At 71.0% G+C, this 13,595-nt stretch carries 1 protein-coding gene and 1 pseudogene; both read right to left on the minus strand.

The genetic code is table 11. The features are described from left to right. Positions 1-22: 22 nt before the first annotated feature. Entirely contained in the window at positions 23-673 is a 651-nt protein-coding gene (locus CYQ11_RS03740) for an AMP-binding protein (protein WP_104650956.1), read from the minus strand. Between the two features lie 37 nt (positions 674-710). Continuing rightward, positions 711-13,565 (minus strand): annotated as a pseudogene (locus CYQ11_RS03745) (amino acid adenylation domain-containing protein); the annotation flags it as partial. Positions 13,566-13,595 lie beyond the last annotated feature (30 nt).

Below are 13,595 nucleotides of genomic sequence, written 5' to 3' on the forward strand. Positions count from 1 at the left end.
CCACCCGCACCATACCGTCCACCTACGGCAACTTCCCCGCGGCCGCACCACTGGTCACCACCAGCACCGGAGCAGCATCCCCGAGCACATACTCCATGCGCTCCACCGGATACTCCGGATCAACCGGCACATACGCACCACCGGCCTTCACCACCGCCAGCAGCGCCACCACCAACTCCGCCGACCGCTCCATACACACAGCGACCAACGACTCAGCACCCACACCACGCGACACCAACAACCGCGCCAGACGATTCGCCCGCGCATCAAGCTCCGCGTACGTGAGCTGGGCGCCCTCGTGGACGAGGGCGACGGCCTCCGGCGTACGGGCCGCCTGCCCCTCGAACAGCTCGGGCAGGGTCGCGTCGGCCACGTCCAGCGCCGAATCGTTCCACCCCGCCAGGACCCGCTCCCGCTCAGCCTCCCCCAACACCCGAACCCGGTGCAGAGACGAACCCTTCTCCGCCCCCTCCAACGCAGCCACCACACCCTCGGCAGCCGCCTGGACCAGCCCGCACACACCAGCCGCGTCGATCGGCGCAGCAGCCTGAACCGTCAGACCGAAACCCACACCCGTGTCATCAACCGACACCGTCAACGGATAGTTCGTCCGCTCACGAGCCGAGAGCAGCTCGACGCCCTCAAGGCCGACGTTCAGTTCCGCCCGTGTCACCGGCCTCGCCCGCGTCGGCACTGTGGCGGTAGTTGAGCAGCGAGGTGAACAGCGGGGTGCTGGCCGGAAGCGCGCTGGCCTGCTTCGCCAGCGTGAGCGGAGCGTGCTCGTGGACGAGCAGGTCGGCCAGCTGCTTCTGCATGGCCCGTATCGCGTCCTCGACGGGCGTGTGACCGGTCGGTACGCGCACCGGAAGGGTGTTGATGAACAGACCCGGCGTCCGGTCCGCGGCGGCACCCGCCTGCATACGACCGAACATCACACTGCCGAACACCACATCGTCACGACCCGACGTGGCACCCGCCACCCGCGCCCACACCACGTGGAACAACGTCGCCGCACTCACACCCAGCCGACGCGCCTGCTCCCGCAACCGCACCGCCAACCCGGCGTCCAGTTCCGCCTGCGCCTCTTCGACGTCGCTGCCGTCGCCGCGGACGTCGAGCAGGCCGAAGGGGGCCGTCGGTTCGGAGACGTCGCCCAGCAGCCCGGCGAAGAACTTCTCGTGCTCCTCACGCGACACACCGAGGCGCGCCTGCGCCACGAACTCCCGGAACGGCACCGGGTCGGGGAGGTCGTCTCCCTGCCCGGCGAGCAGGGCGCGTACCTCACCCAGGAGGACCGCCATGCCCGTGTGGTCCTGGACGAGGTGGTGGTTCTGCAGGGCCACGAGCCAACGTCCGCTGCCCGGCTCCGCCGCCACGTACGCGCGCAGCAGCGGGGCGCGGCGGATGTCCATCGAGGGGCTGCAGGCGGCCAGCAGCCGCTCCACCGCGTCACCCTCACCGCTCGGCGACGCACCCAGGTCGACCTCCTCCACGGGGATCTCGGCACGGCGCACGACGACCTGAACCGGCTCGCGGAGACCTTCCCAGGCGAACGTCGTACGGAGCGTGTCGTGCCGGTCGACCACCTTCTGCAGGACGGCCAGGAACCGGTCGACGCGCTCACGCGCGTCGAAGCCCAGCACCGTCGGCAGCACGTACACGTCGCCGCCGTCCTCGCCACCCACCAGGTGGTGGAAGAAGAGACCTTCCTGGAGGGGGGCCAGCGGGTACACGTCCTCGATGTTCGACGCGCCCCCGGGGACCTGGGAGACGACGCGGTCGATCTCCTCGGTGGTCAGGTCGACCAGCGTCAGCATCTCCGGCGTGATCACCTCCGCCCCGGCCGGAATCAGGTTCTCGGGTACGGTCACCTCGCCCTGGCCGGCCGTGGCGGCGGCCAGGCCGGCCACGGTCGGGGTCGCGAAGAGGCTGCGCACGCTCACCGACAGGCCCAGGGCCCGCAGTCGCACGACGAGCTTCACCGCGAGCAGCGAGTGGCCGCCCAGCTCGAAGAAGTTGTCGTCCACGCCCACCTGTGCCAGCGGCAGGTCCAGGATCTCGGCGAAGGCGCCGCAGAGGATCTCCTCCTGCACCGACGACGGGCCCCGCTTCGTGACGACAGCGGCATCGTCCGGGACGGACCCCGTGCCCGCGGCCGTGTCGTCGGCTCGGGACAGGTAGTCGAGGGTGCCGTCGGCGCGCCAGCGCACGACGTCGCCCGTGCGGTACATCCACGTGCCCGGCCCTTCGAACGGGCAGGCCACCAGCCGGTCCGTCGCGTCCTCGGGGCGCGCCTGGGCCTCGTCGCCGGACACGTACAGCTCACCGGGGACGCCCACGGGCACCGGCTGAAGGGCGGGGTCCAGGACGAACACACGCAGGACGGCACCCGGCGCGTCCTCGGCGCGGTCCCGGAACGGCTCCGGGAGGTGGCCCGCCGGAATCACGCGGGCGGCGTCGTTCCACTCGTTGAGGACGAGCGCACGCTCCGCCTCGCCGAGGATCGGCACCGTGCTCACGTGCTGCTCGGGGTCGGCGGCCACCGCGGCCAGGACGCGTACGAAGCGCTCGCACATCGCCTGGACCGTGGCCTGGTCGAAGAGGTCCTCGGCGTAGACGACCGTGCCGGTCAGGCCCGCCGGCGCGTTCCCGGCGCCGAAGCGCTCCCGGAGGTTCATGTCGAGGTCGAACTTGGCGAGCGCCTGCCCGCCGGTGACCACCTGCGCCTCGACGCCGGGCAGGTCGAGGACGGCGTCGGCGTGGTTGTCCAGCCCCAGCATGATCTGGAAGAGGGGGTGCCGCGCCATGGAACGCGTCGGGGCGAGGTCCTCGACCAGCAGCTCGAAGGGGACGTCCTGGTGGGCGAGGGCCCCCAGACCCGCCTCCCGCACCCGGGCCAGCAGCTCGGTGAAGGTGGGGTCGCCGCTGACGTCGGTACGGATGACGAGCGTGTTGACGAAGAAGCCCACGAGGTCGTCGAGGGCCTCGTCGGACCGTCCGGCCACGGGCACGCCGAGGGGGACGTCGGTACCCGCGCCGAGGCGGTTCACCAGGACGGCCATCGCGGCCTGCAGCACCATGAAGACCGTGACGCCGTGCTCGCGCGCCAGCTCGACCAGGCCGGCGTGCAACTCGGCCGGGGCCGCCAGCTCGACGGTGCCGCCGCGGTACGTCGCCACATCGGGCCGCTCCCGGTCGGCAGGCAGGGTCAGTTCCTCCGGCACGTCGGCCAGGGCCTGGCGCCAGTAGGCCAGCTGCTGCGAGACGACGCTGCCGGGGTCGCTCTCCTCGCCGAGGAGCTCGCGCTGCCAGAGCGCGTAGTCCGCGTACTGGACGGGCAGCGGGTCCCACGCCGGGGCCTCGCCGCGCAGGCGTGCCGCGTAGGCCGTGGAGACGTCCCGCGCCAGGGGGGCCATCGACCAACCGTCGCCGGCGATGTGGTGCAGCACCAGCAGCAGGATGTGCTCGCCGGGGTTCACGGTGAACAGCCACGCGCGCAGCGGGATCTCGGTGGACAGCTCGAAGGCGTGGGCCGCCGCCTGGTCCATCGCCGTCGCCAGGTCGTCCGGACCGACCCGCACGACGGACAGTTCGAGGCCGGTCGCCTCCGGGGCGAGGACGTGCTGCCGCGGCTGCCCGTCGACGGCCGGGAAGACCGTACGGAGGACCTCGTGCCGGGCGGTCACGTCCCGCAGCGCCGCGCCCAGAGCGGCGTGGTCCACGGTGCCGGTCAGCCGCACGGTCGCCGGGATGTTGTACGTGGCGCTCGGGCCCTCCAGCTCGCCGAGGAACCACAGGCGCTGCTGTGCGGACGACAGCGGGACCACGTCCGGGCGCACCCGGGTGGCCAGGGCCGGCCGCGCGCCGGCGGCGCCGGCCAGCCGGTCGGCAAGCGCGGCGACGGTGGGTGCTTCGAAGACCGTCCGGATGCCGACCTCAGCGTCCAGCACCGAACGGATCCGGCTGACCAGGCGGACGGCGAGGAGGGAGTGACCGCCGAGTTCGAAGAAGTTGTCGTCCACGCCGACGTGCGGCAGACCGAGGACCTCGGCGAAGACGCCACACAGGATCTCCTCCTGCACCGACGCCGGACCACGGCCGGTGGCCGTGCTCGCGTAGTCGGGCGCCGGCAGGGCACGGCGGTCGAGCTTGCCGTTGACCGTCACCGGAAGCGCGTCGAGCGCGACGACGGCGGCCGGAACCATGTACTCGGGCAGCGAGCCGGACACGTGCTGGCGCAGCGCGCCCGCGTCCACGCTGTCGGCGGTCGCCGGGACGACGTAGGCCACCAGGCGCTTGTCACCCGGCGTGTCCTCACGCACCAGAACCGTCGCCTGACCCACCGACGGGTGGGAGACGAGAGCGGTCTCGATCTCGCCGAGTTCGATGCGGAAGCCACGGATCTTGACCTGGTCGTCCGCACGCGAGAGGTACTCAAGGCTGCCGTCCGCACGCCAACGCACCACATCACCCGTGCGGTACATCCGCTCACCAGGAGCCCCGAACGGACACGCCACAAACCGCTCCGCCGACAGACCGGCACGCCCCAGATAGCCCCGCGCCAGCTGGACACCCGCCAGGTACAGCTCGCCCACCGAACCCACCGGGACCGGCTGCAACATCGCGTCCAGCACGAACACCCGCGTGTTCCACACCGGCCGCCCGATCGGCACCACCGGCCCCTCACCCGCCGCGCACGACCACGCAGTGACGTCCACCGACGCCTCCGTCGGCCCGTACAAGTTGTGCAACGGCACATCCAGCATGCCCAGGAACTGATCCCGCAGCTCCGCGGACAGTGCCTCACCACTGCAGAACACCGCCCGCAGCCCCCCACACGACGCCGCAGCAGGCTCCCGCAGGAAGATCTGCAACATCGACGGCACAAAGTGCACAACCGTCACACCCTGCGCCTGGACCAACCCCGCCAGATACGCCGGATCCCGATGACCGCCCGGACGGGCCACCACCAGAACAGCGCCCTCGACCAACGGCCAGAAGAACTCCCACACCGAGACGTCGAACCCGAACGGCGTCTTCTGCAACACCCGGTCCGACGCACCCAGACCGAACTCACCCTGCATCCACGCCAGACGATTCACCACACCCTCATGCGGCACCACCACACCCTTGGGACGACCAGTCGAACCAGAGGTGTAGATGACGTAGGCGGGGTGCGACGGCAGGAGGGCGGTGTGGCGTTCGGTGTCGTCGACGGGGCCGTCGGCCATGGCCGCGAGGTCGGTGACGGTCGCCGGGGCGTCGACCACGACGGTGGCCAGCCCCTCGATGACCGGCAGACGGTCCTGGACGGCACTGCTTGTGAGGGCCAGGACAGGACCGGCGTCACGGAACATGTACGCGACGCGCTCCGCCGGATACTCCGGGTCCACCGGCACGTAGGCGCCACCGGCCTTGAGCACCGCCAGCAACGCCACCACCAGCTCCACGGAACGCTCCATGGACACCGCCACCAACGACTCCGGACCCACACCACGCGAGATCAGCAGCCGCGCCAGACGGTTGACACGAGCATCAAGCTCGGCATACGTCAGCTCGACACCCTCGAAGACGAGGGCCACGGCGTCGGGAGTACGCGCCACCCGGCGTGCGAGCAGCTCGGGCAGGGTCGCGACCGGCACGTCCCGCGCCGTGTCGTTCCACCCCTCCAAGATGTGGTCCCGCTCGTCCGCGCCGAGGACCTGCACCTGGGCCAGACCGGCAGGGGAAGCGTCTTCGAGCGCCGAGACCAGGCCGTCGGCGGCCGCGTGCACCAGCGCGCACACCGACGCGGAGTCGATGGGTGCGGCCGCCTGGACCGTCAGGCCGAATCCGGTACCCGAGTCGTCGACCGACACCGTGAGCGGGTAGTTGGTGCGCTCACGGGTGTACAGCAGCTCGACCCCGTCGAGGCCGAGGCTCAGCTCGTCGCCCGAACCACCGTCGGCGTCGGCGTGCCGGTAGTTCAGCAGCGAGGTGAAGAGAGGGGTGTCCGCTACCAGAGCGCTCGCCTGCTGGGCCAGCGTGAGGGGTGCGTGCTCGTGGACGAGCAGGTCGGCGAGCTGCGCCTGCATGGCGCGTACGGCGTCGATGACGGACGTGCCACCGGTCGGCACACGCACCGGGAGGGTGTTGATGAACAGGCCCGGCGTGCGGTCGGCACCGCTGCCCGCCTGCATGCGACCGAACATCACGCTGCCGAACACGACGTCGTCACGGCCCGAGGTGGCCGCCACCACCCGCGCCCACACGACATGGAAGAGCGTCGCCGGGCTCACCCCCAGACGCCGCGCCTGCTCCCGCAACCTCTCAGCCAGCGCGGCGTCCATCGTGAGGCGCGCCTCGTCGACGTCGGTGCCGTCACCGTGCACGTCGAGCAGTCCGTACGGAGCGGTCGGCTCGGCGACGCCCTTCAGGAGGCCGGCGAAGAACTTCTCGTGCTCCTCACGCGACACACCGAGGCGCGCCTGCGCCACGAACTCCCGGAACGGCACCGGAACGGGAAGATGTTCCTCCTGCCCCAGCAGATGGGCCCGGACCTCGCCGAGCAGCACGGCCAGAGCGGTGTGGTCCTGCACCAGGTGGTGAACCTGCAAGGCCACGAGCCACCGGTCGCTGCCCGGCTCCGCGGCCGCGTAGGCGCGCAGCATCGGGGCACGGCCGATGTCCATCGACGGGCTGCACGCGGCCAGCATCCGTTCGACCGCGTCACCGCTCGGGGACGTGCCGAGGTCGATCTCCTCCACAGGAAGCACGGCTCGCCGCGCCACGACCTGTACGGGCTCGCGCAGGCCCTCCCACGCGAAGGCCGTCCGCAGGATGTCGTGGCGGTCCACGACCTTCTGCAGAGCGGTGAGGAACTGGTCGAGCCGCTCCCGCGAGGCGAAGCCCAACACCGTCGGGAGGACGTAGACGTCGGCGCCGCCTTCGCCACCCATCAGGTGGTGGAAGAAGATGCCTTCCTGCAGCGGGGCCAGCGGGTAGACGTCCGCCACGTTCGCCGCGCCGCCGGGAACGCGGGAGGTGATCCGCTCGATCTCCTCGGCGGTCAGTTCCACCAGCGGCAGCATCTCCGGGGAGAGCGTTTCCGCACCGGTGGGAATGCGGTTCTCCGGTACGACCACTTCACCGCGACCGGCGGAGGCGGCGGCCAGGCCGGCGACCGTCGGGGACGTGAACAGCGTGCGCACACTGACCGACATACCGCGTGCCCGCAGCCGCTCCACGAGCGACACCGCGAGCAGCGAATGGCCGCCCAGCTCGAAGAAGTTGTCGTCCACGCCGACGTGCGGCAGACCGAGGACCTCGGCGAAGACGCCGCACAGGATCTCCTCCTGCACCGACGACGGGCCACGGCCCGACACCGACACCCCGTATTCGGGCGCCGGCAGCGCGCGCCGGTCCAGCTTGCCGTTCACCGTCAGCGGCAGTTCGTCCAGCACCACCAGTGCGGACGGCACCATGTACTCCGGCAGTGAGCCGGCAGCGTGGGCGCGCACGGCAGCGGTGTCCACGCCGTCGGTGGTCGCCGGGACGACGTAGGCCACCAGGCGCTTGTCACCCGGCGTGTCCTCGCGGACGAGAACCGTCGCCTGACCCACCGACGAGTGGGAGATCAGAGCGGTCTCGATCTCACCGAGCTCGATGCGGAAGCCACGGATCTTCACCTGATCGTCCGCACGCCCGACGAACTCCAACTGACCGTCCGCACGCCACCGCACCACATCACCCGTGCGATACATCCGCTCACCAGCCACACCGAACGGACACGCCACGAAACGCTCCGCCGACAACGCCGCACGCCCCAGATAACCGCGCGCCAACTGCCCGCCCGCCACATAGAGCTCACCCGCGACACCCGCAGGCACCGGCTCCAGCGCCTCGTCCAGAACGAACAGCCGCAGGTTCGGAATACCCCGACCGATCAGACTGCCCACCGGACCTTCGCCCACGGAGGACTGATCAAGGGCCACATAGCTGACGTGAACCGTGGTCTCGGTGATGCCATACATGTTCACCAACACCGGCGCGTCCTCGGCATGACGGGCATACCACTCCCGCAGACGCCCCAGATCCAGCGCCTCACCACCGAACACCACACACCGCAACGCCAGACCCGCACCCAACTCCGGATCCCGCGCATCCGCCTGCATCAACTGATAGAACGCCGACGGAGTCTGGTTCAAAACCGTCACCCGCTCGCGCACCAGAAGACTCAGGAAATCACCCGGAGAGCGGGAGACACCGTGCGGAACGACAACGAGACGTCCACCGTGGAGCAGTGCGCCCCACAGCTCCCACACCGAGAAGTCGAACGCGAACGAGTGGAACCACGTCCACACGTCATCCGCACCGAAGTCGAACCAGCCGTCAGTGCCGCCGAACAGCCGCACCACGGTCTGATGCGGAACAACATGACCGTGGCGCCTACCGGTAGAACCAGACGCGTAGTGCACATACGCCGGATGCGACGGCAGCACCACACCACCACGCTCGACGGCACCCAGCTCACCACCGGACAACTCCGCCAACTCAGTCACCACAGCGGCATCGTCGACCACCACCCGCACCAGACCGTCCACCGACGCCAACTTCCCCGCGGCCGCACGACTGGTCACCACCAGCACCGGAGCAGAATCCCCGAGCACATACTCCATGCGCTCCACCGGATACTCCGGATCAACCGGCACATACGCACCACCGGCCTTCACCACCGCCAGCAGCGCCACCACCAACTCCGCCGACCGCTCCATACACACAGCGACCAACGACTCAGCACCCACACCACGCGACACCAACAACCGCGCCAGACGATTCGCCCGCGCATCAAGCTCCGCGTACGTGAGCTGGGCGCCCTCGTGGACGAGGGCGACGGCCTCCGGCGTACGGGCCGCCTGCCCCTCGAACAGCTCGGGCAGGGTCGCGTCGGCCACGTCCAGCGCCGAATCGTTCCACCCCGCCAGAACCTGCTCCCGCTCAGCCTCGCCCAACACCCGAACCCGGTGCAGAGACGAACCCTTCTCCGCCCCCTCCAACGCAGCCACCACACCCTCGGCAGCCGCCTGGACCAGCCCGCACACACCAGCCGCGTCGATCGGCGCAGCAGCCTGAACCGTCAGACCGAAACCCACACCCGTGTCATCAACCGACACCGTCAACGGATAGTTCGTCCGCTCACGCACCGACAGGAGGTCGACGCCCTCAAGGCCGATGTTCGGTTCGACGCCCGTGTCACCGGCCTCGCCCGCGTCGGCACTGTGGCGGTAGTTGAGCAGCGAGGTGAACAGCGGGGTGCTGGCCGGAAGGGCGCTGGCCTGCTGGGCGAGCGCGAGCGAGGCGTGCTCGTGGACCAAGAGGTCGGCGAGCTGGCCCTGCATGGCCCGTATCGCGTCCTCGACGGGCGTGTGTCCGGTCGGTACGCGCACCGGAAGGGTGTTGATGAACAGACCCGGCGTCCGGTCCGCGGCGGCACCCGCCTGCATACGACCGAACATCACACTGCCGAACACCACATCGTCACGACCCGACGTGGCACCCGCCACCCGCGCCCACACCACGTGGAACAACGTCGCCGCACTCACACCCAGCCGACGCGCCTGCTCCCGCAACCGCACCGCCAACCCGGCGTCGAGCATGTGGTGGGCCTCGGCGATGCCGGCCCCGTCACCGTGCACGTCCAGGAGCCCGAAGGGGGCCGTGGGCTCGGAGACGTCGCCCAGCAGCCCGGCGAAGAACTTCTCGTGCTCCTCACGCGACACACCGAGGCGCGCCTGCGCCACGAACTCCCGGAACGGCACCGGCTCCGGCAGCTGCCCCTCGTGCCCGAGCAGATGTGCCCGGACCTCGCCCAGGAGGACCTCCAGGGTGGTGTGGTCGCGGACCAGGTGGTGGCTCTGCAGGGCCATCAGCCAGCGGTCGGTGCCCGGTTGCCCCGCCACGCAGGCCCGCAGCAGCGGGGCGCGGCGGATGTCCATCGAGGGGCTGCAGGCGGCCAGCAGCCGCTCCACCGCGTCACCCTCACCGCTCGGCGACGCACCCAGCTCGATCTCCTCCACGGGGATCTCGGCATGGCGCGCCACCACCTGCACCGGCTCGCGCAGGCCCTCCCACGCGAAGGCCGTCCGCAGGATGTCGTGCCGGTCCACGACCTTCTGCAGGGCGGCGAGGAACTGGTCGAGCCGCTGGCGCGAGTCGAAGCCCAGCACCGTCGGCAGCACGTACACGTCGCCGCCGTCCTCGTCACCCATCAGGTGGTGGAAGAAGATGCCTTCCTGGAGTGGGGCCAGCGGGTAGACGTCCGCCACGTTGGCCGCACCGCCGGGCACCCGGCCGACGACGCGGTCGATCTCCTCGGCGGTCAGGTCGACCAGCGGCAGCATCTCCGGCGTGATCGCCTCCGCCCCGGCCGGAATGAGGTTCTCCGGTGCGGTGACTCCCCCGTGGCCGCCGGCCGCCGCCACCGCGGCCAGCCCCGCCGCCGTGGGCGTGTCGAACAGGTCCCGCACGCTCACGGGCAGACCGAGGACCCGCAGGCGTTCGACCAGCTTGACCGCGAGCAGCGAGTGGCCGCCCAGTTCGAAGAAGTGGTCGTCGACGCCGACGCGCGGCAGACCGAGGACCTCGGCGAAGACGCCGCAGAGGATCTCCTCCTGCACCGACGACGGGGCCCGGCCCGCGCCGGCCGTCCCGTAGTCCGGGGCGGGCAGGGCGCGGCGGTCGAGCTTGCCGTTCACGGTCAGCGGCAGTTCGTCGAGGACGACGACGGCGGCGGGGACCATGTAGTCCGGCACCCTTTCGCCGACGTGGGTCCGCACGTGCGCCGGGTCCAGCGCGCGGTCCTGACCGGCTCCTTCGGGACCGGCCCCGTCCGGACCGGGCTCCGCGGGAACGACGTAGCCTACGAGGCGCTTGTCGCCGGGCGCGTCTTCGCGTACGACCACCGTCGCCTGGGCGATCAGCGGGTGTGACGCGAGGGCGGCCTCGATCTCGCCCAGCTCGATGCGGTAGCCGCGGATCTTGACCTGGTCGTCGGCGCGTCCGAGGAACTCCAGGTTCCCGTCGGCGCGCCAGCGCACCACGTCGCCCGTGCGGTACATCCGCTCGCCGGGAGCCCCGAACGGGCACGCCACGAACCGTTCCGCCGACAGCGCGGCACGGCCCAGGTACCCGCGGGCCAGCTGGGCGCCCGCCACGTACAGCTCACCCGTCGCACCGACCGGCACGGGCTGCAGGGCGGCGTCGAGGACGAAGACGCGCGTGTTCCACATGGGGCGGCCGATGGGCAGGACGCCGCTCTCGGTGTCGTCCCGGTCGGTCACCGGGTAGTCCGTGCAGCCGACGGTCACCTCGGTGGGGCCGTAGTGGTTCACCACGGCCACGGCGGGGTGGCGTCGGCGCCACTCGCGGAGCTGGGTGCCGCTGACGGCCTCTCCGCCGACCATGAGCTGGCTGACGGGGGCACAGTCCTCGGTGAAGCCGTCCAGATAGGCGAGGTGGCTGGGCGTGGCCTTGAGGAAGGTCAGCTCCTCGTCGCCGAGCGTGGCCGGCAGGCGCTCGTCCATGGGCTCGACGATCACGCGGCCGCCGCAGGTCAGTGCGCCGTACAGGCCCGTCACGCCGGCGTCGAAGGAGATCGAGGCGTGCAGGAGCGTGGTCCCGCCCAGGTCGTACGCCTCCACGCACCGGGTGACGTAGTTGACGAGGTTGCCGTGTGTGATCACCACGCCCTTGGGGCGGCCGGTGGAGCCGGAGGTGTAGATCACGTACGCCGGGTGGGAGGGCAGCAGCGCGTCACCGCGCTCGGTGTCGCTCAGCTCGCCGGCGGACAGGCCCGCCAGTTCGGTCAGGGTGCGCTCGTCGTCGAGCACGATCCGTGCCGGGCCGGCGGCCGGCGGCAGGTCCTTCTGCACCGTCTCGCTGGTGACCATCAGGACGGGCCGGGCGTCGTCGAGCATGTAGCCGATGCGCTCGGCGGGGTATTCGGGGTCGATCGGTACGTAGGCACCACCGGCCTTCAGCACGGCCAGCAGGGCGACCACCAGCTCGGGCGACCGCTCCATGCACACCGCGACGAGCGACTCCGGGCCCACGCCGCGGTCCGCGAGGAGCCGCGCCAGGCGGTTGGCCCGGGCGTGCAGCTCGGCGTAGGTCAGCTCGGTGCCGGCGGAGCGCAGCGCGGGGGCGGCCGGCGTCCGGGCGGCCTGCTCCTGGAGCAGGGCGGTCAGGGTGGTGTCGGGGACCTGGCGCGCCGTGTCGTTCCACTCGTCGAGGACGCGTCGCCGTTCGGTGTCGGCCAGGAGGTCCATGCGGCCGACCGGGTCCTCGGGGGAGGCGGTGGAGATCCAGGTCAGCACGTCGCGGAGGCGGCGCGTGTGGTGTGCGGTGGCGTCCTGGTCGTAGAGGTCCGGGCTGGCGTCGAGGGCGATCTCGATGCGGCCGTCGGAGGACCGGTCGTAGACGCAGAAGGCCACGTCGTTGAAGTGGCCGCTGCTGAGGGCGTGCGCGCGGACCTCGCAGTCGCCGAAGGTGAAGTCGTACTCGTAGGGGACGACGTTGACGACCATGCTGATGAGGTTGCCGCGGCCGATGAGCCGCTGGTCCCGGAGGATGTCCTCGTAGCGGTAGCGCTGGTGCCGCAGGGCGCCGCGGACGCTCGCGGAGACCTGCCGGACGAGTTCCTGGACGGTCATGGAGGGGCGGACCGACAGCCGGATCGGGATGACGTTCGTGGCCATGCCGGGGGTCCTGCGCTGCGCGCCGCCGGCGCGGCCGAAGACGGGGAGGCCGATGACGACGTCCTCCGCACCGGTGTTGCGGTGCAGGTAGGCGGCCGCCGCGGCGATGGAGACCCCGGAGATGCTGGTCCGCAGCCGGCGGGCCGTGGCGCGGAGCTGGGCGGCGGCCTCGGGCTGGACCTCCTCCTTGCTGCGCACAAGGAAGTGCGGGGTTCCGGAGGCCACTCGTCCGCTGAGGCTGACCGCTTCGGGGAGGTCGGCGAAGACCTCGCCCCAGTAGACGCGGTCCTGCGCGAAGTCCTCCGAGCCGCGGTAGGAGGCGTCGGCTTCCAGCAGGTTGGACAGCGGGGCCAGGGCGCCCTCGGTGACGGGCTGCCCGTCGAGGAGGGCGGCGTAGATCTGGGCGATGCGGGCGTTGACGAGGGGGCCGGAGAACCCGTCGCCGGTGATGTGGTGGCAGCGCTGGTACCAGAAGACCCGGTCCTCGGCGAGCCGGAGGACGGCCTGGGTGAAGAGGGGGCCTTCGCGCAGGTCGACGGGGCGGCGCATGTCGGCCCGCATCCACGCCTCGGCGGCGGCCCGCGGGTCGGGCTCGGCGCTGAGGTCGAGGACGTGGAAGGGCCAGTCGTCGGAGACGTCGATGTACTGGCGCAGGGAGTCGCCGTCGCCCACGAAATGGATGTGGAGGCTCTCGGCTTCGCTCAGGGCCAGGCGCAGGGACCGCTCGAAGAGCTCGATGTCGAGCTCGCCGCTGATCTCCATGTATTCGCCGACGTTGTAGATCGGGTTGTCGGGGTGGAGCTGCTGAGCGGTCCAAATTCCCAGCTGAGCTGCCGTCAGCTCCTGGAGGACGCCGTCGAA

The organism is Streptomyces cinnamoneus (genome assembly GCF_002939475.1).
Taxonomy (GTDB): domain Bacteria; phylum Actinomycetota; class Actinomycetes; order Streptomycetales; family Streptomycetaceae; genus Streptomyces; species Streptomyces cinnamoneus_A.